This window comes from Streptomyces sp. RFCAC02, assembly GCF_004193175.1.
GTDB lineage: Bacteria > Actinomycetota > Actinomycetes > Streptomycetales > Streptomycetaceae > Streptomyces.
In genome coordinates this window covers 1624056-1644767 of record NZ_SAUH01000001.1, presented here as the reverse complement: position 1 = coordinate 1644767, position 20712 = coordinate 1624056, and the positions used below count along the sequence as shown (strand labels likewise).

At 74.3% G+C, this 20712-nt stretch carries 23 protein-coding genes; 15 read left to right on the top strand and 8 right to left on the bottom strand.

The window, feature by feature from the left end; translation table 11 throughout:
- Positions 1-88: 88 nt before the first annotated feature.
- The 7 genes from EMA09_RS07545 (at position 89) to EMA09_RS07515 (ending at position 6176) form a co-directional block, all read left to right on the top strand.
- Positions 89-1102, top strand: coding sequence for a PhoH family protein (locus EMA09_RS07545; RefSeq protein ID WP_129840104.1), 1014 nt, complete (start codon positions 89-91; stop codon positions 1100-1102).
- A 12-nt stretch (positions 1103-1114) separates the two neighbouring features.
- The gene (gene ybeY / locus EMA09_RS07540) at positions 1115-1612 is read left to right on the top strand and encodes an rRNA maturation RNase YbeY (RefSeq protein WP_129840102.1); all 498 of its coding nucleotides are present in this window, start codon (positions 1115-1117) and stop codon (positions 1610-1612) included.
- Positions 1609-2952 (top strand): hemolysin family protein, encoded by a 1344-nt coding sequence (locus EMA09_RS07535; RefSeq protein ID WP_129840100.1) that lies wholly within the window; start codon positions 1609-1611, stop codon positions 2950-2952. Before ybeY ends, EMA09_RS07535 begins: the two co-directional genes overlap by 4 nt.
- A gap of 86 nt (positions 2953-3038) precedes the next feature.
- Positions 3039-3752, top strand: coding sequence for a hypothetical protein (locus tag EMA09_RS07530; protein ID WP_129840098.1), 714 nt, complete (start codon positions 3039-3041; stop codon positions 3750-3752).
- Positions 3753-3788: 36 nt separating this feature from the next.
- Positions 3789-4157 (top strand): cytidine deaminase, encoded by a 369-nt coding sequence (locus tag EMA09_RS07525; RefSeq protein WP_129840096.1) that lies wholly within the window; start codon positions 3789-3791, stop codon positions 4155-4157.
- Complete coding sequence (gene era / locus EMA09_RS07520; RefSeq protein ID WP_129840094.1) at positions 4154-5113, top strand: GTPase Era; 960 nt, start codon at positions 4154-4156, stop codon at positions 5111-5113. The genes EMA09_RS07525 and era overlap by 4 nt, the downstream gene beginning before the upstream one ends.
- Positions 5114-5141: 28 nt before the next feature.
- On the top strand, positions 5142-6176 hold the full coding sequence (locus tag EMA09_RS07515; protein WP_129840092.1) for an XRE family transcriptional regulator: 1035 nt from the start codon (positions 5142-5144) through the stop codon (positions 6174-6176).
- A 9-nt stretch (positions 6177-6185) separates the two neighbouring features.
- Here the strand turns inward: EMA09_RS07515 and EMA09_RS07510 are convergent, their stop codons facing one another.
- A complete protein-coding gene (locus EMA09_RS07510) occupies positions 6186-6857 on the bottom strand; it encodes a siderophore-interacting protein (RefSeq protein ID WP_206305919.1) in 672 nt (223 codons plus the stop codon).
- Entirely contained in the window at positions 6854-8257 is a 1404-nt protein-coding gene (locus EMA09_RS07505) for an MFS transporter (RefSeq protein ID WP_129840088.1), read from the bottom strand. The genes EMA09_RS07510 and EMA09_RS07505 overlap by 4 nt, the downstream gene beginning before the upstream one ends.
- 67 nt (positions 8258-8324) lie before the next feature.
- Between EMA09_RS07505 and EMA09_RS07500 the strand changes: the two genes are divergently transcribed.
- The gene (locus EMA09_RS07500; protein WP_129840086.1) at positions 8325-9272 is read left to right on the top strand and encodes a LysR family transcriptional regulator; all 948 of its coding nucleotides are present in this window, start codon (positions 8325-8327) and stop codon (positions 9270-9272) included.
- Positions 9269-9718, top strand: a complete 450-nt coding sequence (locus tag EMA09_RS07495; protein ID WP_129840084.1) for a helix-turn-helix transcriptional regulator — start codon at positions 9269-9271, stop codon at positions 9716-9718. Before EMA09_RS07500 ends, EMA09_RS07495 begins: the two co-directional genes overlap by 4 nt.
- A gap of 6 nt (positions 9719-9724) precedes the next feature.
- Here the strand turns inward: EMA09_RS07495 and EMA09_RS07490 are convergent, their stop codons facing one another.
- Positions 9725-10267: a DUF4232 domain-containing protein gene (locus tag EMA09_RS07490; protein WP_168220658.1), complete on the bottom strand. Its 543-nt coding sequence runs from the start codon at positions 10265-10267 to the stop codon at positions 9725-9727.
- A gap of 136 nt (positions 10268-10403) precedes the next feature.
- Here EMA09_RS07490 and EMA09_RS07485 point away from each other — a divergent pair, with 136 nt between their 5' ends.
- Entirely contained in the window at positions 10404-10754 is a 351-nt protein-coding gene (locus tag EMA09_RS07485) for a hypothetical protein (RefSeq protein ID WP_129840081.1), read from the top strand.
- Between the two features lie 24 nt (positions 10755-10778).
- On the opposite strand, the gene EMA09_RS07480 is transcribed toward EMA09_RS07485, so the two are convergent.
- Positions 10779-11159: a VOC family protein gene (locus EMA09_RS07480; protein WP_129840079.1), complete on the bottom strand. Its 381-nt coding sequence runs from the start codon at positions 11157-11159 to the stop codon at positions 10779-10781.
- Positions 11160-11295: 136 nt separating this feature from the next.
- A complete protein-coding gene (locus tag EMA09_RS07475) occupies positions 11296-11805 on the bottom strand; it encodes a carboxymuconolactone decarboxylase family protein (RefSeq protein WP_129840077.1) in 510 nt (169 codons plus the stop codon).
- A 23-nt stretch (positions 11806-11828) separates the two neighbouring features.
- On the opposite strand from EMA09_RS07475, the gene EMA09_RS07470 reads away from it, so the two are divergent.
- Positions 11829-12347: a MarR family winged helix-turn-helix transcriptional regulator gene (locus EMA09_RS07470; protein WP_240796286.1), complete on the top strand. Its 519-nt coding sequence runs from the start codon at positions 11829-11831 to the stop codon at positions 12345-12347.
- 28 nt (positions 12348-12375) lie between these two features.
- Here EMA09_RS07470 and EMA09_RS07465 read toward each other — a convergent pair whose 3' ends face one another.
- Positions 12376-13026, bottom strand: a complete 651-nt coding sequence (locus EMA09_RS07465) for a TerB family tellurite resistance protein (protein ID WP_240796285.1) — start codon at positions 13024-13026, stop codon at positions 12376-12378.
- Between the two features lie 119 nt (positions 13027-13145).
- A complete protein-coding gene (gene leuA / locus EMA09_RS07460; RefSeq protein WP_129840073.1) occupies positions 13146-14909 on the bottom strand; it encodes a 2-isopropylmalate synthase in 1764 nt (587 codons plus the stop codon).
- 384 nt (positions 14910-15293) lie between these two features.
- Here leuA and EMA09_RS07455 point away from each other — a divergent pair, with 384 nt between their 5' ends.
- The 3 genes from EMA09_RS07455 (at position 15294) to EMA09_RS07445 (ending at position 19364) form a co-directional block, all read left to right on the top strand.
- On the top strand, positions 15294-17399 hold the full coding sequence (locus EMA09_RS07455) for an MMPL family transporter (protein ID WP_129840071.1): 2106 nt from the start codon (positions 15294-15296) through the stop codon (positions 17397-17399).
- A gap of 7 nt (positions 17400-17406) precedes the next feature.
- On the top strand, positions 17407-18669 hold the full coding sequence (locus EMA09_RS07450; protein WP_129840069.1) for a sensor histidine kinase: 1263 nt from the start codon (positions 17407-17409) through the stop codon (positions 18667-18669).
- 65 nt (positions 18670-18734) lie between these two features.
- Positions 18735-19364 carry a response regulator transcription factor gene (locus EMA09_RS07445; protein WP_129843896.1) on the top strand — a complete coding sequence of 210 codons (630 nt, stop codon included), beginning with the start codon at positions 18735-18737 and terminating at the stop codon, positions 19362-19364.
- Here the strand turns inward: EMA09_RS07445 and EMA09_RS07440 are convergent.
- The gene (locus EMA09_RS07440) at positions 19336-20256 is read right to left on the bottom strand and encodes a LysR family transcriptional regulator (protein ID WP_129840067.1); all 921 of its coding nucleotides are present in this window, start codon (positions 20254-20256) and stop codon (positions 19336-19338) included. The genes EMA09_RS07445 and EMA09_RS07440 overlap by 29 nt on opposite strands.
- Positions 20257-20359: 103 nt before the next feature.
- Between EMA09_RS07440 and EMA09_RS07435 the strand changes: the two genes are divergently transcribed.
- A complete protein-coding gene (locus tag EMA09_RS07435) occupies positions 20360-20710 on the top strand; it encodes a DoxX family protein (protein WP_129840065.1) in 351 nt (116 codons plus the stop codon).
- Positions 20711-20712: the final 2 nt, after the last annotated feature.

Below are 20712 nucleotides of genomic sequence, written 5' to 3'. Positions count from 1 at the left end.
CCTGTGGCGGTCCGGGCGCCGCGTCGTACCCTGGAGGCCCGGCAGTCCAGTGCAGAGAGGGATGAGCAGGCCGGTCCCGCGGCCACCCATGACCCAGACACCCACACACCAGCCGGCGGCAGGTGCCGCCGAGGCGACCGCGCGGTTCACCGTGCCCGCCAAGCACCCCATGGTCACGGTGCTCGGTTCGGGGGACGCGCTGCTGCGCGTCATCGAGGACGCCTTCCCCGCCACCGACATCCACGTCAGGGGCAACGAGATCAGCGCCACCGGCGACCGCGCCGAGGTCGCCCTGGTCCAGCGCCTCTTCGACGAGATGATGCTCGTCCTGCGCACCGGCCAGCCGCTCACCGAGGACGCGGTGGAACGCTCCATCGCCATGCTGCGCGGCTCCGGCGAGGGCGAGGGCGCGAGCCCCGCCCAGGTCCTCACGCAGAACATCCTCTCCAACCGCGGCAAGACCATCCGCCCGAAGACCCTCAACCAGAAGCGGTACGTCGACGCGATCGACACCCACACGATCGTCTTCGGCATCGGCCCGGCCGGCACCGGCAAGACCTACCTCGCCATGGCGAAGGCCGTCCAGGCCCTCCAGTCGAAGCAGGTCAACCGCATCATCCTCACCCGGCCCGCCGTCGAGGCCGGCGAGCGCCTCGGCTTCCTGCCGGGCACGCTCTACGAGAAGATCGACCCCTACCTGCGGCCCCTCTACGACGCGCTGCACGACATGCTCGACCCCGACTCCATCCCCCGCCTCCTCAGTGCGGGGACGATCGAGGTCGCGCCGCTGGCGTACATGCGCGGCCGGACGCTGAACGACGCGTTCATCATCCTCGACGAGGCGCAGAACACGAACCCCGAGCAGATGAAGATGTTCCTCACCCGCCTCGGGTTCGAGTCCAGGATCGTCATCACGGGCGACGTCACGCAGGTCGACCTGCCCGGCGGCACCAAGAGCGGCCTGCGGCAGGTCCAGGAGATCCTCGACGGCGTGGACGACGTGCACTTCGCGCGCCTCACCTCGCAGGACGTGGTGCGGCACAAGCTCGTCGGCCGCATCGTGGACGCGTACGACCGTTACGACGACCGGCACGGAAAGTAGCCGCCCACCACCATGGCGATCGAGGTCAACAACGAGTCCGGCACGGACTTCGACGAGAAGGCCGTCCTCGACATCGCGCGGCACGCCCTCGCCCGGATGCGGATCCACCCGCTGTCCGAGCTGTCGGTGATCGCGGTGGACGAGGCGGCGATGGAGCAGCTCCACCTCCAGTGGATGGACCTCCCGGGACCGACCGACGTGATGTCGTTCCCGATGGACGAGCTGCGCCCCCCCGCCAAGGACGACGAGGAACCCGTGCCGGGTCTCCTCGGGGACATCGTGCTGTGCCCCGAGGTGGCCCGGCGGCAGGGCGCCGACGCGCCGACGCGGCACTCCATGGACGACGAGCTGCAGCTCCTCACCGTCCACGGGGTCCTCCACCTCCTCGGCTACGACCACGAGGAGCCCGGCGAGAAGGCCGAGATGTTCGGCCTGCAGAAGGCCATCGTGGACGGCTGGCGCGAGGCACGCGGCCTCACGGGTCCGTCCCCGGCCCCCACCACGACATGACGGCCACCCTGCTGCTCGGCGTCGTCGGCCTGCTGGCCCTGGCGTGGCTCGCCTCCTGCGCGGAGGCGGGGCTCGCCGTCATCACGTCCTACCGCGCCGAGGAGGCCGAACGGGCCGGCCGGCGCGGCGCGGCCCGGCTCGCGCTCGTCGCCGCCGACTCCACCCGCTACCTGAACCTGGCGCTCCTGCTGCGCGTGTGCAGCGAGATGCTGGCCGCCGTCATGGTGACCCACGCGTGCCTCCAGGAGTTCGGCGAGGTGTGGGAGGCGGTGCTCGTGGCGTTCGCCGTGATGGTGCTGCTGTCGTTCGTGGCGGTCGGCGTGTCGCCGCGCACCATCGGGCGGCAGCACCCGGTCGCCACGACGGCCGCCGCGAGCTACGTCCTGGTGCCGCTGGCGCGCGTCCTCGGCCCCCTGACGCAGTTCCTCATCCTCGTGGGCAACGCCCTCACGCCCGGCAAGGGCTTCCGGCGCGGCCCGTTCGCGTCCGAGGCGGAGCTGCGGGCCATGGTCGACCTGGCCGAGCGCGAGTCCCTCATCGAGGACGAGGAGCGCCGCATGGTGCACTCCGTCTTCGAGCTGGGCGACACGCTCGTGCGCGAGGTCATGGTGCCGCGCACCGACGTCCTGTCCATCGACCGGCACAAGACGCTGCGGCAGGGCCTCACCCTGGCGCTGCGGTCGGGGTTCTCCCGCATCCCGGTCACCGGGGAGAGCGACGACGACATCGTCGGCATCGTCTACCTGAAGGACCTCGCGCGGCGCGTGCACGTCAGCCGGGAGGCGGAGACCCGGCTCGTCGAGACGGTCGCGAGGCCCGCGACGTTCGTCCCCGACACGAAGAACGCGGGCGACCTCCTGCGGGAGATGCAGCGCGACCACATCCATGTCGCCGTCGTCATCGACGAGTACGGCGGCACGGCGGGTCTCGTCACCATCGAGGACATCCTGGAGGAGATCGTCGGCGAGATCACCGACGAGTACGACACGGAGCTGCCGCCCGTCGAGGACCTCGGCGACGGCACGCGCCGCGTCACCGCCCGGCTCGACATCGGCGACCTCGGCGAGCTGTACGGACTGCTGCTGGAGGACGAGGACGTCGAGACCGTCGGCGGGCTGCTCGCCAAGGCCCTGGGGCGCGTGCCGATCCCGGGCGCGAGCGCGGTCGTGGAGGTCACGTCCGAGCAGGCGGCGCCGCACCACCAGGGGCCGGTGCCGGCGGCGCTGCGGCTGACCGCCGAGTCGACGGCCGGGCGGCGCAACCGCATCGACCGCGTCCTGGTCGAACCGCTCGCGCCCGAACCCGCGTCCGCCGCCACGGAGCGCGAACCCGAGGACTGACCCGAGCCCCGCCCTCACCGTGCGCGGTCACCCGAACGGGGGGCCGCGCATGGCCGTACGGGCGTCCTGATGGCGCCATGGGAGGCATGTACACGCATCTTCGGGCGGCAGCCGTCACGGGGGTCGCCCTCCTGGGACTGACCGTGCTGCCTGCTGAGCGCTCCGCCGGCTCCGGCGCCCTCCCGGAGCCCCGCCTGCGCGCCGCGCTGCTGGACACCATGGACTTCCCCGAGGGCTGGGCCGGCGACAGCGCCCGTTCGGCCGCCGAGCGCGGCTTCGGGGTGCCGGAGCCGAGCGAACGGGACTGCCGCGGCCTGTTCGACAGCGCCGAGGAGACGACGGCGCGCGCCGGGTTCGCGCGGACGGAGAGCGGCCCGTTCGTCACGACCGTGCTGGCGGCGCACGAGAGCGCGGCGGCGGCGCGCGCGGCGCTGGACGCGTTCGACGACACGGCGGAGCGCTGCCGCACCTTCCACACCCGCGAGGGTCCCGGCGGCGGCGCGGCCACCGTCTCGTACCACGCGGCCGAGCTGGACGTGGGGCGGCTCGGCGAGGAGAGCACCGCCGTCCGTTTCGAGCGCCGCGTGGACGGCCCGGCGCACGGTGCGCCGGTGGTCGCCGACGTGGTGATCGCCCGGGTCGGCGCGCAGGTCGTACGGGTCGCGCAGGCCGGCCGGGCCGACCGGGGCGCGGGCGATCTCGCGGCCATGGCGGACCGCGCCGTCGAGAAGCTCGAACAGGTCGCGGACGGCCAGGACCCGCTGCCGCCGGCCGGCCAGCCCGGCACGACCGACCTGTGACCCGGGCCGGGCGGCGGAGGGCTTAGGCTCGGCCGCATGAGTGAAGCCCCGACCGACGCCCGTCCCGGCCCGAACCCCGAGGACCGCAAGATCATCACCCTGGCGCGCAGCGCGCGTGCCCGCACCGGGGTCCCGGAGGGCGCCGCCGTACGGGACGAGACGGGCCGCACCTATGTCGCCGCGACCGTCGCCCTCGACTCGCTGCGGCTGAGCGCCCTGCGGACGGCCGTCGCGATGGCGGTCGCCAGCGGCGCCGCCTCGCTGGAGGCCGCGGCCGTCGTGACGGCGGCCGACGCCCTGCCGGACGACGACCTGGCGGCCGTGCGGGACCTCGGCGGCGCGGGCACTCCCGTGCTGCTGGCTGGCCCGGACGGCGCGGTCCGTGCGACGATCCCCGCGTCATGAGCAGCAGCCCGAGCACCCCCAGCACCCCGGCGCGCGACGGAGCGGACCACCGTTCCGGCTTCGCCTGTTTCGTCGGCCGCCCCAACGCCGGCAAGTCCACGCTGACCAACGCCCTGGTCGGCACCAAGATCGCGATCACCTCGAACCGGCCGCAGACCACGCGGCACTCGGTGCGCGGCATCGTGCACCGGCCCGACGCGCAGCTCGTCCTCGTGGACACCCCGGGCCTGCACCGTCCGCGCACCCTCCTCGGTCAGCGGCTGAACGACGTGGTGCGCACCACGTGGGCGGAGGTCGACGTGATCGGCTTCTGCCTCCCGGCGAACGAGAAGATCGGCCCGGGCGACCGCTTCATCGCGAAGGAACTGGCCGCGATCACCCGCACCCCGAAGATCGCCGTCGTCACCAAGACGGACCTGGTGACCAGCGAGGCGCTGGCCGAGCAGCTCATCGCCATCGACCAGCTCGGCCGTTCGGCGGGCTTCGAGTGGGCCGAGATCGTGCCGGTGTCGGCCGTGGCGGACCGGCAGGTCGGGCTGCTGGCCGACCTGCTCGTCCCGCTGCTGCCGGAGGGGCCGCCCCTGTACCCGGAGGGCGACCTGACGGACGAGCCGGAGCAGGTCATGATCGCCGAGCTGATCCGCGAGGCGGCGCTCGAGGGTGTGCGCGACGAGTTGCCGCACTCCATCGCGGTCGTGGTCGAGGAGATGCTGCCCCGCGAGGACCGCCCCGCCGACCGCCCGCTGCTCGACATCCACGCCAACCTCTACATCGAGCGCCCGAGCCAGAAGGGCATCGTCATCGGCCCGAAGGGCAAGCGCCTCAAGGATGTCGGCACGACGGCCCGCCGCCACATCGAGGCGCTGCTCGGCACCCCGGTCTTCCTCGACCTGCACGTGAAGGTGGCCAAGGACTGGCAACGCGACCCGAAACAACTGCGCCGCCTCGGCTTCTGACCGAGGGCCGGAGGACGGTGAGGACGCGGTGCGGCGACGTGAGGTGCTGGCCGGGCTCGCGGTCTCGGCCGCCGTCGGGGCACCGTTCGGTGCCCTCGCGCGGCCGGGTGGGCCTCCGGTCGGTGAGCTGCTGGTCGCCGGGCTGCGGGACGCGATGCTCGGGCTCGGCGAGGCTCCCGTCGCGACCTCGGCCGAGTCCCTCGGGGCCGAAGTCACCGCCGCGCTCGCCGACTTCGACGCGTGCCGTTACAGCGGTCTCGCCGTACGGCTGCCGCGCCTGATCAGAACCGGGCACGCGCTCACCGCGGACGGTGCGACGGCGGGACGGCACGGCCTGCTGGCGAGGAGCTATCTGCTGGCCACGCGCATGCTGGTGAAGATGGACGAGCAGCAACTCGGCCGGCTGGCGGCCGATCGCGCGCGTCAGTTCGCCGAACACGCGGAGGATGTCCTCGCCGTCGCCGAGTCGGCCCGCCAGATGGCCGTGCTCGCCAGGAAGGCCGGCCGGCACCGGGAGGCACTGTCACTCGCGCTGGCCGGCGCCGACGATCCGGGTCTGCGGCGGGCCGGGCGGGCCGGGGTCGCCCTCCGGGGGCTCCTCGTGCAGAGCGCGGCCTACACGCTGGCCCGGCGGGGGGACCGGGATGGGATGCGGGCGCTCACCGATGAGGCCGCGGCCCTCGCACAGGGGCTCGTCGGCGGGAACCCGCCGCGTGCGGACGCCGACGGATTCAGCCCGCTCACCGTGCAACTCCACCGGATCTCCGCAGAGAACCACGCGGGCGATCCGTCAGCGGCGCTCGCCGCGGCGCGGGCACTCCCGTTGAAGGCGCTGCCGAGTGTCGAACGCCGCTCCCGCGCGCTCGGCGATCTCGCGGTCACCTACGACCGGCTCGGCCTGCGCGACGAGTGCGTGCGCACGCTGCTGGTCGCCGAACGCTGCGCCCCGCAGGAGACCCGCGCCCGGCCGGCGACGAAAGCGCTCGTCAGCAGCCTGTTGGCCTCGGGCCCCACGACGCCGGAGCTGCGCGGCCTGGCCCTCCGCAGCGCCGTTCCTGTGTGACGGACGGGATCAGCGGCGGGTGTGCCAGAACGCCTTTGCCGTCACCGCCGCGCGTGGCCAGCCGCGGTCGTGTGTCAGGTGGCGGCGTACGGCCTGGACCGTCCGTGCCTCGCCGGCGATGTACGCCGCGCCCGGTCCGTCCGGCAGCGGCAGGTCCGCCACGGCCGCGAGCAGGCCGGGGGAGGCGACGGCGGACGCGCCGTCGCGGAAGCGCCAGGTCACCGGCCCCGGCAGCGGCAGCCGTTCGGCCGGGGACGCGACCTCCACGACCGTGCGCACCGTGGCGCCCTCGGCCAGCAGCGCCCGCAGCATCGGCCCGAAGGCGACGGACGCCGTCTCGTCCCCGGCGAACAGGTGATACGGCGCCGGGCGCGCGACGAGGCGGCCGCTCGGCCTGCTCAGCAGCACCCGGTCGCCGGGGCGTACGGCGCGCGCCCAGCGTGCGCCGGGTCCCTCGCCGCCATGGTCCAGGATCCGCAGGTCGATGCCGTCGTCGGTGCGGTCCCAGACCGAGTACGTGCGGCGCGGTCCCAGCAGGCCGCCGGTCAGGACCTCGACCTCCTGGCCCGGCGTCCAGCGCAGCGGGCCGCACACGATCCGGACGCCCCGGATGCGGCCGGCGGCCGAGGGGGCGACGGCCGTGACCGTGCCGGTGACCGGCAGGAGGTCCCGTACGCTCACGAGGCCGCGCCCCGTCCGTCCGTGCCCGGGCGCAGCCACAGCAGGACCGGGACGGCGAGTACCGCGACGGCCGCGGCGGTGACGCGGAAGCCGACCGCCATGCCGCCGGTGAAGTCGCCGGTGCCGGCGAGCGCGGTGCCCATCGTGGCGACGCCGAGGGCGCTGCCGAGTTCGCGGACCGCGCTGTTGAGACCTGAGCCGAGGCCCGCGCGGGCCGGCGGCAGGGCGCCGACGATCCCGGCGGACAGCACCGGCATCGACAGGCCCATGCCGACCGACATGACGAGCAGCAGCAGGGCGTACAGCGGGTAGGGCGTGTCCCGGTCGATCAGGGACAGCAGCGCGAGGCCGGTCGTGAGGGACAGCAGCCCCGTGGCGACGAGCGGCCGGGTGCCGAAACGTCGCGCCAGGCCGATGCTGCGGCGTGCGACGATCAGCATGCCGAGGGCCAGCGGCCCTATGGCGACGCCGGTGAGCGCCGGGCCGTAGTCCTTCGCGTAGTGCAGGTACTGCGCGTTGACGAAGAAGAGGGCGAACAGGCCGAAGAACGTCAGGCCGACGCCCAGCGCGCCCGCGCGCACTCCGGGGATCGCGAACAGCCGCAGGTCGATCAGCGGGTGCGGTGACCGCAGCGCGTGCGCCGAGAACACGGCCAGCAGCACGGCGGCCACGGCGAACGCCCCCAGCACGAGGGGCGAGTCCCAGCCGCGTTCCGGCCCCTCGAAGACGCCGACGAGCAGGGCGACGAACCCGGCGCACAGCAGCAGTGTCCCGATCGGGTCGGCGTCGGCCGGGTGCCGCTCGCCGGGCGGCGCGAGGCGGGCCGTCAGCACCAGCAGGACGGCCGCGACCGGCGCGGCGCACCAGAACAGGCCGCGCCAGGGCAGGTATTGCAGGACGAGTCCGCCGCCGAGGTTGCCCACCATCCCGGCGACGCCGGTGGCGGCCGTCCACGCCGCGATGGTCTGCGGCCTGCGTCCGGGCGAGACCTGGAGCGCGAGCGACAGGGTCGCCGGCATGACGAGCGCGGCCCCGGCGCCGGTCAGGGCACGGGCCGCGACGAGGAACCACGGTCCCGGGGCCAGCGCGGACAGCAGGCAGCCGGCCGCCATGACGCCGAGGCCGGTGAGCAGCGCCCCCTTGCGGCCCCGCCGGTCCCCGAGGGCACCGGCCGGTATGAGGAGGCAGGCGAAGACGATGACGTAGGCGTCCACGGTCCACAGGAGCTGGGTGGACGTGGGGCGGAGGGAGTCGGCGGCCAGTTCGGGCAGGGCCAGGTTCACGGCCGCCACGAGGGCGACGCAGAGGATCACGGAGGCGTACATCAGCGGCAGGACGCCGCGCCGCGCGGTGGCCGGGGCGTCCGGCGGCGAGGTCCTGGGCGGTGCGAGAACGGTCATACCGGGTACCGTGGCACCGCTGCGGATTGACTTCAAATGCACTCTGGACAAGGGGAAAGTGCACGTCATGCAATCGACTTCGGGGCGGCTCGATCTCAACCTCCTGATCGCCCTCGACGCGCTGCTGGAGGAGCGGAGCGTCGCGGGCGCCGCGCACCGGCTGAGCCTGTCCAGCCCGGCGATGAGCCGCGCCCTCGGCCGCATCCGCAAGGCGCTGGGCGACCCGGTGCTCGTCAGGTCCGGGCACGCCATGGTGCCGACGCCCCGCGCGATCGCCCTGCGCTCCGAGGTGCGGGAACTGGTGGAGCGCGCGCAGGCCGTCCTCACCCCGGCCGGCGCCGTCCGCCCCGAGACCCTGGAGCGCACCTTCACACTCCTCGCCGACGACGCGCTGCACACGACCGTCGGCCGCCGCCTCCTGGAGCACGTGCGCACCGCCGCCCCCGGCGTCGTCCTGCGGCTCGTCCCCGAGGGGCCGGGCGACTCGCTGCTGCTGCGGGAGGGCGCCGTGGACCTGGAGATCGGAGTCGTGTCCGACCCGGCGCCCGGGACGCGGGCGGAGATGCTGTTCCGCGACGAGAACGTGGGGGTCGTCCGGTGCGGGCACCCGCTGCTCGACGGCCCGGTCACCGTGGAGCGGTACGCCGCGGCCGACCACATCACGGCGTCGCGGCGCGGCAGGCTGCACGGCCCCATCGACGACCTCCTCGCCGAACGGGGGCTGCGCCGCCGCGTCGTGGCATCCGTCCCCACGCTGACGTCCGCCCTGCTGCTGGCGTCGAGCACCGACCTGGTGGCCCGCACGGCCCGCCGCCTGCCGGGCGACCAGACGCGGCGGCTCGGCCTCGCCACCTTCCCGATCCCGCTCGACCTGCCGGGCCTCGTCATCTCGCAGGCGTGGCACGCGCGTTTCGACGCCGACCCGGCGCACCGCTGGCTGCGGGCCTGCGTGCGGCGGATCGCCGCCTCGCTCCCCGACGGCGGGGACGACGGCGTGGCATCATCGCGCGGGTGACCAGCAGAACCGCCGACACCGAACGCCTGCGCGACCTCGCGCGGCTGCGCCGCGTCCGTGACCGCATCGACCGGGAGTACGCGCAGCCGCTCGACGTGGAGGCGCTCGCCCGCGGCGTGAACATGTCGGCCGGGCATCTGAGCCGCCGGTTCAGGGCCGCGTACGGCGAATCGCCCTACAGCTACCTGATGACGCGGCGCATCGAACGCGCGATGACGCTGCTGCGCCGCGGCGACCTCGGCGTCACGGAGGTGTGCTTCGAGGTCGGCTGCTCGTCGCTCGGCACGTTCAGCACCCGGTTCAGCGAGCTGGTCGGCATGCCGCCCAGCGTCTACCGGAGCCGGGCGGCGGACGGCGGCGCGGGGCTGCCGGCGTGCGTGGCGAAACAGGTCACCAGGCCGATGCGCAACCGGGAGTCCCCGATGCCGCCGCCCACCGTGGAGTGACGCCGGTCAGGCGTTGTCGGGGAACAGGTGGTCCTCGACGGACTCCCTGCTGGTGTTCCAGTACGTGACGAGCGGGTTGTCGTCGATGTTCACGAAGCCGCCGGGCATCGGGACCTCGATCGGCGGGGCGGCCGGGTCGTCCTCCGCCGTGCGGCCCTGGAGGAGGACGGACATCGACGGCACCGCGTCGGTCGGCGCGTCGATCCGGAACAGGAGCAGGCCCGCGTACGCCTCATCGCCCGGTGCGATCGTCACGTCCTCCATCGCGGACTCCAGCGGGCCGATGTAGTCGTCGCGGTCGTAGAAGATGACGAGCGGATAGGCGTAGAGCGCGCAGGTCTCGTCGCCGGTGTTGGTGGCGGTGAGCAGCATGTGCTGCGCGGAGTCGTTCTCGTAGAGCGTCGTGGTGAGTTCGACCGTCGTGTCCGTGCAGGCGGCGACGGGGGCGCCGGATGGGGCGGACGGGGCGAAGGCCGTGGTGGACAGGACGGCGGCGAGCGCCGCCGCCGTCAGGACGCCGGTACTCCGGCTGATTCGGACAGTGCGCATGGTGACCCCCCAAGTGCGTTCATTCCATGGCCGGTCGGTCAGGCCGACCCAGGGATGATGCGACAGCGGGCGGCCGTTCGAACCTCTGCGGAGGGGACCGTTACAGAGCCGTTCCACGCGCCGATAGGCTGGGCGCATGGCTTCCGCACTTGTCCTGGGGTACGACCCGCAGGCGATACCCGGTGTTGACGCCGAGGCGCTGCGCGCGGCTCTCGACGCGGAACTCGCCCGGTTCGGCGAGCACGGCATCGACGCGGCCATGACGCTGGTCGCCTTCGACGCCGCCGCCGAATCCGTCCTCGCCCGGTCCCTGGGCGAGCGCCCGTGGGACGTGGTGGTCATCGGCGCCGGGGTCCGGAAGACCGAACCGCTGCTTCCGCTGTTCGAGCGGATGGTGAACCTGATCCGCCGCCACGCGCCCGGCGCCGCCATCGCGTTCAACACGAACGGCGGGGACAGCGTCGAGGCGGCGCGGCGGTGGCTCTGACCGGGACCCTGGTGCCCGTCCCCGTCAGAGCGGGCTCAGACGGGCCTTGAGCAGGCAGAACTCGTTGCCCTCCGGGTCGGCGAGCACATGCCACTGCTCCTCGCCGGTCTGGCCGATGTCGGCCCGGCGCGCACCGAGGGCCAGGAGGCGTTCCAGCTCGGCGTCCTGGTCGCGGTCGGAGGCGTTGACGTCGAAGTGCAGCCGGGACTTTCCCTGCCGCGGCTCGTCCCTGGGGCTGAGGATGATCGTGGGCTGCGCGCCGCCGAACCCCTCGCGCGGGCCGATCTCCAGGGCGCCGCCCTCCTCCTCGCCGAGGACGACGAAGTCCAGGACCTCGCACCAGAACCGCGCCAGCAGTTCCGGGTCGCGGCATTCGAGGACGAGCTCACTGATACGGCACGCCATGGAGGGGACCTGCTTTCCGTCTTCCGTCGGGGGACTTCGGGCCGGCCGCGCGCGGGGCCTCGAAGACCCCGCGGCGGCGACGCGCCCGGAGACCGTACCCGGTGGGGCGGCCGGGTGCGAAGGATTTCCGCGAGCCTCACGCCGCCCGGACGAGGCGGTTGGCGAAAGTCGACATCGTGTACGCGCCGATGCCGAGGACGACCTCCAGGGCGTTGCGCTCGGTGTAGCCGTGTGCCAGCAGGGCCTCGACCGCGTCGTCGGCCACGCCGCCGGTGGTGGCCAGGACGTCCAGGGTGAATGTCCGGACCGCCGCGAGCCGTTCGTCTGACGGGGCGCGACCCTCGCGCAGGGCGGTGACGAGGTCCTGGTCCGCGCCGAGCTTGCGGAGTCTGCCGGTGTGGATGGCGACGCAGACGTGGCAGTCGTTGCGCACGGCGACCGTCATGATGACGACCTCCCTGGCCAGCGGGTCGAGCGTGCAGTTCTCGAAACTCGCGCTCATGGCCAGGAATCCGTTGAGCAGTTCGGGCGACGCGGCGAGTCGCGCGACGGCGTCCGGCACCGCGCCGCCCCACGCCTCGGCCACGGACCGCATGGCGGGACGCGACGCCTCCGGGGCGTTCTCCACGCTGAGTGCGGCGAACATGGCACCCTCCTAAAATGGTCAGTATGGTTGACGACCAGAAGGTAAACCAGATTGACCATTCGGTCAAGGATGACCGGGCGAGGCCCGGCTACGAGCTGCCGCTCCTGCTGTTCGCGGGGTTCCGCACGCTCATCGACGAGGTGCACGCGGAGCTGTCCCGGCAGGGCCACCCGGACGCGCGTCCCGCGCACGGGTTCGCCCTGCAGGCGATCGGCCCCGACGGCAGCGCCGCCAGCGACATCGCCCGCCGCCTCGGGATCTCCAAACAGGCGGCCGGCAAGACCGTCGACCGCCTGGTCGCCCTCGGCTACGCCGAACGCGCCGACGACCCCGCCGACGCCCGCCGCAGGCTCGTACGGCTGACCGGGCGGGGCCGCGACTTCCTGGCCCGCTCGGCCGCGTCCTTCGACCGGCTGCGCGCGGAGTGGGCCGCCGCCCTCGGCGAGGAACGCCTGCGCGCGATCGAGGACGACCTGCACGCCGTGGCGGCGCCCGGAGCGTTCCGCCTCGACGCGGCCGGCTGGATCGGCGGCATGGGCTGACCCCGGGCGCCGCGCCCCGGCGGCGCGGTCAGTTCGACGCGGACGCGGCGGCCACCGCCATCAGGTGTTCCGTCTCGTCGGGGCCGAGACCCAGGGCGCGGCCCGCGGCGGTGAGCGCCGCGCGTTCCGCCGCACGGTAGGGGCCGTCGGCGAGCGCGATCCGCGCGCCGCCCAGCACCAGCGACTCCCGCCCCGGCCCGGCCAGGTGCGGCGCGATCGCGGCCAGCGTCTCGTGGACCTCGCGGTCGAGCAGCGGCGCCTGCCGGCACGCCAGCGCCGCGTGCAGGGTGAGGAGGCGCTCCTCCGTGCAGTCGGCGAAGCCGGCGTCCCGCACCGCGGCGACGGCGGCGCGGCGGGCCGGCGCCTCGCACCCGCCGGCGGAGAGCACCGTGAGCGCCACGGCGTGCACGGCCTCCCGCAGCAGCCCGGACAGCCGCGTCGTCGTGGGCGTGTCCAGCACGGACGGCGGGGCGTGGCGGCGGCAGGCGGCGCACTCCACGACCGGCCCGACCGCGCCGCGCGGCACGAGCGGCACCCCGAGCAGCGCGAACCGCCGTCTGCCGCTGAGGAGCTGGTAGCAGCGGTCACCACCGCAGCCGTCGCACCAGAAGTCGCCGTCGTCGATCACGCGCCAGGACGTGCGGACCCCTGCGATCCGCGCTCCGCTGGAGAGCACCACGCCGTACCTCCGTTACCCGCTGGCAACATTGCCGTGGGCGTGATGTTAACCACACACCGGGCACGGCGTCAGTAGTGCGTCCGCACCAACCGGCCGCCGTACCCGGTGAGGTGCGGGGATCAGTCCGCCCGGGAAGGCGAGGTGCGGGTCGCCCGGTTGACGGCGGAGACGACGGCCTTGAGGGACGCCCGGACGATGTTCGCGTCGATCCCGACGCCCCACAGCACCCGGTCGCCCACGGCGCACTCGATGTACGCGGCGGCCTTGGAGCCCGCGCCCTCGCTCATCGTGTGCTCCACGTAGTCCAGGAGCCGTACGTCGTCCGCCACGACACCGGCCGACGCCAGCGCGTCGAAGAACGCGGCGAGCGGCCCGTTCCCCGTACCCGTCAGGACGGTGTCGGCGCCGTCCACGACGGCTTCGACGGTCAGCGCGTCCTGGCCCTCGCTCGTCGTGGAGGTCTGCGCGTCGCGCAGCGCGATCCGCCCCCACGGCGCCCGCCCGTCGCCCTCGGCGGCCGGCAGGTACTCGTCGGCGAACGCCGACCAGATCTGTCCGGGCGTGACCTCGCCGCCCTCGGCGTCCGTCCGCTCCTGGATGATCCGGGAGAACTCCACCTGCATGCGCCGCGGCAGGTCCAGGCTGTGGTCGTTCTTCAGGACGTAGGCGACACCGCCCTTGCCGGACTGCGAGTTGACGCGGATCACGGCCTCGTAGGAGCGGCCCACGTCCTTCGGGTCGATCGGCAGGTACGGGACGGCCCACGGCTCGTCGGGCCGCTGCGCCTCGAAGCCCTTCTTGATCGCGTCCTGGTGCGAGCCGGAGAACGCCGTGTAGACGAGGTCGCCGACGTACGGGTGGCGCGGCGGGACCTCCATCTGGTTGCAGTACTCCCAGGTGCGGCGCACCTCGTCGATCCGCGAGAAGTCGATCTGCGGGTCCACGCCCTGCGAGAACAGGTTCATGCCCAGGGTGACGAGGTCGACGTTGCCGGTGCGCTCGCCCTGCCCGAACAGGCAGCCCTCGACCCGGTCCACGCCCGCCATCACGGACAGTTCGGCGGCGGCGACGGCGGTGCCGCGGTCGTTGTGCGGATGCGCGGACAGGCACACCCACTCCCGGCGCGACAGGTGGCGCGACATCCACTCCATGCGGTCCGCGTACGTGGAGGGCGTGGAGCGCTCGACGGTCGCCGGCAGGTTCAGGATGATCTCGCGGCCCTCGCCCGGCTGCCACACGTCCATGACGCCCTCGCAGATCTCCAGGGCGAAGTCCAGCTCGGTGTCGGTGAAGATCTCGGGGCTGTACTGGTAGCCGAAGACGGTGCGGTCGTCCAGCAGCTTGTCGGCGTACTCCATGACGAGGCGCGTGCCGTCGACCGCGATCCGCTTCACCTCGTCGCGCCCGGCGCGGAACACGACGCGGCGGAACGTGGGGGCCGTCGCGTTGTACAGGTGGACGGTGGCGTGGTGGGCGCCGGCCAGGGACTCGACGGTGCGGGCGATCAGGTCCTCGCGGGCCTGGGTGAGCACGGAGATCGTCACGTCCTCCGGGATCGCGTCCTCCTCGATGATCGAGCGGACGAACGCGAAGTCCGTCTGCCCGGACGCGGGGAAGCCGACCTCGATCTCCTTGTAGCCCATCGCGACCAGCAGGTCGAACATCGCCCGCTTGCGGGCGGGCGACATCGGGTCGATCAGCGACTGGTTGCCGTCGCGCAGGTCCGTGGACAGCCAGCGCGGCGCCTTCGTGATGCGGCGGGCGGGCCAGGTCCGGTCGGGGATGTCCACCGCGTCGAACGGCCGGTACTTGTGGATCGGCATCCCGGACGGCCGCTGGCGTACGGTGGCGGCGGTCAGCGGCGTGGGGTCGGTCGTGCTCATGGGCGGGCTCCTCGCGAGGGTTCGGGCGAACGACGGCCGACGGCAACGCCGGACTCCGCGGGGAGGGGGTCGGCCTACGACTACAGACCCTCGCCGCGGCGGCTAAGGAGAAGAATCCCGAAACGCATCGCTGGACCAGCCTAACCCCGCCCGTCCCGGCCGCCCGCGCCGTATCAGCATCCGAGACGCACGTCACAGGGGTCGCGCCCCTGCCCGCGCCGGGCGTACGCCCGGGGGAGTAGCCCCCCGTACGGCACGCCGCCGGGCGTATCCGGGACTTCGCTCCGGCGACCGACGCGCGGGCCACCGCCCGCCGGAAGCCTTGTCGGTGTCCGCACAGCCGTGCGGCACACCCGTGCACCGACACCGCGAGGAGACCGCCCGATGGGGGCCACGCTCACCGACCGACCGCCCACGCCACCGCCGGCGCCGCCGCGCTCACCGGGACGCCGCCGCGCGCTGCCCTGGGCCGTCATCGGCCTGTGGATCGCGGTGCTCGCGCTCGCCCTGCCGTTCGCCGGGAAGCTCGGCGGCATCACGCGCGACGAGACCACCGACTACCTGCCGGGCGACGCCGAGTCCACCCGGGTCGTCACCCTCCAGGAACGGATGCCCGGCGGCGACACCACCGACATCGGCGTCGTCTACCGGCGCGACGGCGGACTGACCGCCGCCGACCGCGAGCGGGCCGACGAGCTGACCGCCGGCCTGGCCGCCGCCCACGACGCGGGACCCGCGCCCGAGGCGGCCGTCTCGGACGACGGCACCACCGCCCTGTATTCGTTCACCCTGCTCGGCCTCGACGAGGAGGCCGCGAGCGCCGCCGTCGAGGACTTCCGCGAACGCGTCCGCGACGGCCTGCCCGACGGCCTCACCGTCAACGTCGGCGGCCCCGCGGGACTCGGGTACGACAGCGAGGCGGTCTTCGAGTCGGCCGACAGGACGCTGATGCTGGCCACCGTCGCCGTCGTCGCTGTCCTCCTCGTCCTCACCTACCGCAGTCCCGTCCTGTGGCTGCTGCCGCTGATGTCGGTGGGCGTGGCGGCCATGACGTCCATGGCCGCCCTGTACCTGCTGGCCGAGGCGTTCGGCTTCACGGTCACGACCATGAGCAGCTCCATCATGACCGTGCTCGTCTTCGGCGCGGGCACGGACTACGCGCTGCTGCTGACCGCCCGCTACCGCGAGGAACTGCGCCGCCACCACGCCCCGGCCGACGCCATGCTGCGCGCCCTGCGCGGCTGCGGTCCCGCCCTCATCGCCTCGTCCGGCACCGTCGCCGCCGGCCTGCTGTGCCTGCTGGCCGCCGGCCTCAACTCCAGCCGCGGCCTCGGCCCGGTCGGCGCGGTCGCCGTCGCCTGCTCGCTCGCCGCGATGACGACACTGCTCCCGGCCCTGCTGGTGGTGTGCGGCCGGAAGGTCTTCTGGCCGCTGGTGCCCGCGTACGGCGACACCACGACGGAGGACAACGGCCGCCGGGGCTACTTCGCCCGCATGGGCGGCTCGGTGAGCCGCCGCCCGGTCGCCGTCCTCGCCGCCGGCGCCGTCCTGCTCGGCGGCCTCGCCCTCGGCGTCCTCGACCTGCCCGGCGCGCCCCGCAGCGAGGACACGTTCACCGACACACCCGAGTCCATCACCGCGATGACGGACCTGGCCGAGGCGTTCCCCGGCCACGGAACGCAGCCCCTCACCGTGATGGCCCGCACCGGGTCGGCGGCGGACGTCGTCGCGCGGGCCGAGGAGACGGCGGGCGTGGACCGCGCCGAGGAGGGACGGTCCGGCGAGGGCTGGACCGAGATCGCCGTGTGGGCCACGGACCCGCCCGAGTCGGACGGCGAGAAGGACACCGTGGACGCCCTGCGGAGCGGTCTCGACACGGTGTCCGGGGCCGACGCCGTCGTCGGCGGTTCGACGGCGGAGCAGCTCGACCTGGCCCGCGTCAGCGCCGACGACCAGCGCGTCGTCATCCCGCTCGTCCTCGGCGTCGTCCTGCTCATCCTGATCGCCCTGCTGCGCGGCGTCGTCGCACCCGTGCTGCTGCTGGGCGCGGTCGTCGCGTCGTGGGGCGCCGCGCTCGGCCTCGGCGCGCTGGTCTACGGGCCGGTGTTCGGGCTGGAGGGCATGGACCCGGGCGTCCCGCTGATCACGTTCGTCTTCTGCGTCGCGCTCGGCGTCGACTACGGCATCTTCCTGATGCACCGGCTGCGCGAGGAGACCCTCGGCGGGCTGACGACACGTCAGGCATCGCTGACGGCGCTGCGGACGACGGGCGGCGTGATCGCCTCCGCAGGTCTCGTGCTCGCCGCGACGTTCGGCGTCCTCATGTCGCTGCCCATGGTGATGATGTTCCAGATGGGCTTCGTCGTGGCGGTCGGCGTACTGCTCGACACGTTCCTCGTCCGGCCCTACATCCTGACCGCCGTCACCTGGCTGCTCGGCCGCCGCGTGTGGTGGCCCGGCCCCATGGCGCGCCGGGCGGATGACCGATGATGGCGCCGTGCCCGCACACCCGCTGATACGCCCGTTCCTCCCGGAGGAGGCGGACACCGTTCCGCCCCTCCGGGAGGACGCCCTGGTCGCCGCCGTCGTCGGGGTCGTGTGCGCCGTGACGACGCTGGTCCGCGCGCCCGACGGCGTCGCGCTCGACGCGCGGGGCTGGCTGCTTCTCGCCGCCACCGTCGTGCCCCTGGTGTGGCGGCGGCGCGCGCCGTTCCGCGTGCTGCTCGTCCACCTGGCGGCCGACATCTTCTACCACGGCCTCGACTACGACCACATCGCACCGTTCGCCGCCACGGCCCTCGCGGTCTACTCGGTCGCGGTGGCGGGACCGCGCTGGCGGACGGTGGTGCTGAGCCACGTCCTGGTGTTCGCGGTCGTGGCCGTGTTCCTGATGACGCGTGAGGAAACCAGCCTGGAGACGCTGCGCGTCACCGGCTGGGTGCTGGCGTGCGTCATCCTCGGGGAGGTCATGCGGCTGCACGGCCAGTACGTCCTCGCGATCCGCGAGCGCGCAGAACGGGCCGAGCGCACCCGGGAGGAGGAGGCCGCCCGCCGCGTCGCGGAGGAACGCCTCCGCATCGCCCGCGACCTGCACGACCTGATCGCGCACAGCATCACCGTCATCGGCGTCCGCGTCTCCGTCGCCTCGCACCTCATCACGCACGACCCGGGACGCCTGGACCCGGGTGCCGTGGCGGCGGCGCTCGACGGCATCGCCGACACCTGCCGCGAGGCGCGCGCCGAACTCCGCACGACCCTGCGGGTCCTGCGCGGCGGCGCGTCGGGGGACGAGGAGCCGGACGACAGCGCGCCGCCGCCGGACCTGGACGGCATCGCCGACCTGGCCCGTACGGCGGAGGAGGCGGGGGCGCGCGTCGGCCTCACCGTCGCGGCCGGGGGCGGCGTGCCGCCGGTCGTCGGCGCGGCGGCGTACCGGATCGTGCAGGAGGCGCTGACGAACGCGGTCCGTCACGCCGGTCCCGGCGTCGCCGTCGACGTCGGCGTGGTCCGTGACGGCGACGCGCTGCGCATCGCCGTCACCGACGACGGCGGGCGGGCCGCCGTGCCCGCGGCCCGTACCGCGCCCGGCTACGGCATCACCGGCATGCGGGAGCGCGCCCGCAGCATCGGCGGTACGTTCACGGCCGCCCCCGCCCCGGCCGGCGGCTTCCGGGTCGAGGCACGGCTCCCGCTGCCGCCCGGCGGCGAGGACGGGGAACGGGCGGCGCACGGCGATCGGCGGAACGGGGAGAAGGCGTGAACGGGGACACGGAGATACGGGTGCTGCTCGCGGACGACCAGACGCTGGTGCGTTCGGCGTTCGCGATGCTCGTGGACTCGGCGCCCGGCATGACGGTCGTCGGCGAGGCGGGCACCGGCCGGGAGGCCGTCGAACGCGCCCGCTCCTGCCGCGCCGACCTCGTCGTGATGGACATCCGCATGCCCGACCTGGACGGCATCGAGGCCACCCGCCGCATCGCCGCCGACGACGACCTCGCGGGGGTGCGGGTCCTCGTCCTCACGACGTACGACACGGACGAGCACGTCGTCGAGGCGCTGCGGGCGGGCGCGTCCGGCTTCCTGGTGAAGGACACCCGCCCGGCCGACCTGCTCGACGGCATCCGCACCGTCGCGGCGGGGGACGCGCTGCTCTCCCCGGGGCCGACGGCCCGCCTGATCGCCCGCGCGCTGCGGGCTCCCGCGGTCCCGGCGGCGGACGGCGCGCTCCCGGCGGCGCTCGACCGCCTGTCGGGGCGCGAACGGCAGGTCCTCGCGCTGGTGGCGCGGGGCCTGAACAACGCGGAGATCGCGGCGGCCCTGTCCCTGTCGCCCCTGACGGCGAAGACGCACGTCAGCCGCATCATGGGCAAGCTCGCCGCACGGGACCGCGCGCAGCTCGTGATCCTCGCGTACGAGTCGGGCCTCATCACTCCCGGCGCGAACGGGGCACCGTGACGCCGGCCGCGTCCAGGCAGCAGCGCACGAAGTCCCGCACGACCGGCGCGCCGGGACCATCAACCGAGGGCCGGGCGACCCCGACGCCACTGGGGCTCACCCCGCGCACGGGCCGGTACGTGACGCCCGGGCGCGCGTAGAAGCGGGCGGCGGACGCCGGGGCGAGCGCGACGCCGTGGCCGTGTGCGACGGCGCTCAGCCAGTCGTCCGGCAGCTCGGTGACGGCGCCGACGCGGACGGGGCGGCCGTCGCGTTCGCCGGCGGCCAGCCAGTGGTCCCGCCACTCGCCGGTCCCGGCCGGGGCCGCCACGAACGGCTCGTCCCACAGGTCGCGGAACGGGATCACCTCCCGCCCCGCGAGCGGATGCCCGGCGGGCAGCGCGACCCAGCGGGGCTCGACGAACAGTGCCGTGGTCCGCAGCGCCTCCTGGCCGGGGAACGGCAGCCGCACCAGCGCCACGTCGACGGCTCCCGAGGCGAGCCCGGCGCTCGGGTCCGACCAGGGGGCCTGCCGCATCTCCGCCCGCCAGCCGGGCCGCCGCCGGGCGAACTCGGCGACGATCCACCGGGTCGCCTCGTTGGCCGCGCTCGCCAGGAATCCGACCCGCAGCGTCCTGGCCGCGCGGGCGGCGGCCTCCCGCGTCTCGCGCAGCACCGAGTCGAGCCCGTCGAGCAGCGCGGGCGCCCGCCGGGCCAGGGCGCGCCCCGGCTCCGTCAGCGTCATGCCGGTGCGGGAACGGTCGAACAGCGGCGTGCCAAGCCGGTCCTCCAACTGCCTGATCTGCCGGGTGAGGGACGGCTGCGAGACGAAGAGCCGGGCCGCCGCGCGGGTGATGGTGCCCTCCTCCGCGACGGCGACGAAGTAGCGCAGCAGCCGGGTGTCGAGATCCATGCGGCCAGGCTATGGAAGCGGGTATTGGACGCTGTCCCCGGGACGCCGGAAGGCTGCGGGCGAGGGGGCGGACGGGCCGCCGCCCGACCGGAAGGCGGACAGCATGGGCACGGCGTACGTGGCGGTCACGGTCATCACCGCGGCGGCCAACGGGGGCATCGCGGCGGCGGACCTGGCGCGGGCGCGCTTCGTCCTCGCCAACTCGGCGGAGGTGGGCGTCCCCCGTCCCTGGCTGCCGTGGCTCGCGGCGCTCAAGGCGGCGGGCGCGGCCGGGCTGGTCCTCGGGCTGCTCGGGCTTCGGCCCGTCGGCCTCGCGGCGGCCGCGGGTCTCGTCCTCTTCTACGTCGGCGCCGTCGCGGCGCACCTGCGTGCCCGCGTCCTGCACAACGTGGCCTTCCCCGCCGCCTACCTGGCGCTGGCCGTCGCCTCGCTGGTCCTCGCTGCGGCGCGCTGACG

Bases quoted from the DNA above. Each gene is read 5' to 3' on its own strand.
- EMA09_RS07505 (WP_129840088.1), bottom strand. From the start codon at position 8,257: ATGACCGTTCTCGCACCGCCCAGGACCTCGCCGCCGGACGCCCCGGCC.
- era (WP_129840094.1), top strand. From the start codon at position 4,154: ATGAGCAGCAGCCCGAGCACCCCCAGCACCCCGGCGCGCGACGGAGCG.
- EMA09_RS07470 (WP_240796286.1), top strand. From the start codon at position 11,829: ATGGTTGACGACCAGAAGGTAAACCAGATTGACCATTCGGTCAAGGAT.
- EMA09_RS07485 (WP_129840081.1), top strand. From the start codon at position 10,404: ATGGCTTCCGCACTTGTCCTGGGGTACGACCCGCAGGCGATACCCGGT.
- EMA09_RS07480 (WP_129840079.1), bottom strand. From the start codon at position 11,159: ATGGCGTGCCGTATCAGTGAGCTCGTCCTCGAATGCCGCGACCCGGAA.
- EMA09_RS07475 (WP_129840077.1), bottom strand. From the start codon at position 11,805: ATGTTCGCCGCACTCAGCGTGGAGAACGCCCCGGAGGCGTCGCGTCCC.
- EMA09_RS07455 (WP_129840071.1), top strand. From the start codon at position 15,294: ATGGGGGCCACGCTCACCGACCGACCGCCCACGCCACCGCCGGCGCCG.
- EMA09_RS07435 (WP_129840065.1), top strand. From the start codon at position 20,360: ATGGGCACGGCGTACGTGGCGGTCACGGTCATCACCGCGGCGGCCAAC.
- ybeY (WP_129840102.1), top strand. From the start codon at position 1,115: ATGGCGATCGAGGTCAACAACGAGTCCGGCACGGACTTCGACGAGAAG.
- leuA (WP_129840073.1), bottom strand. From the start codon at position 14,909: ATGAGCACGACCGACCCCACGCCGCTGACCGCCGCCACCGTACGCCAG.
- EMA09_RS07535 (WP_129840100.1), top strand. From the start codon at position 1,609: ATGACGGCCACCCTGCTGCTCGGCGTCGTCGGCCTGCTGGCCCTGGCG.
- EMA09_RS07530 (WP_129840098.1), top strand. From the start codon at position 3,039: ATGTACACGCATCTTCGGGCGGCAGCCGTCACGGGGGTCGCCCTCCTG.
- EMA09_RS07500 (WP_129840086.1), top strand. From the start codon at position 8,325: ATGCAATCGACTTCGGGGCGGCTCGATCTCAACCTCCTGATCGCCCTC.
- EMA09_RS07545 (WP_129840104.1), top strand. From the start codon at position 89: ATGACCCAGACACCCACACACCAGCCGGCGGCAGGTGCCGCCGAGGCG.
- EMA09_RS07490 (WP_168220658.1), bottom strand. From the start codon at position 10,267: ATGCGCACTGTCCGAATCAGCCGGAGTACCGGCGTCCTGACGGCGGCG.
- EMA09_RS07525 (WP_129840096.1), top strand. From the start codon at position 3,789: ATGAGTGAAGCCCCGACCGACGCCCGTCCCGGCCCGAACCCCGAGGAC.
- EMA09_RS07445 (WP_129843896.1), top strand. From the start codon at position 18,735: ATGCTCGTGGACTCGGCGCCCGGCATGACGGTCGTCGGCGAGGCGGGC.
- EMA09_RS07440 (WP_129840067.1), bottom strand. From the start codon at position 20,256: ATGGATCTCGACACCCGGCTGCTGCGCTACTTCGTCGCCGTCGCGGAG.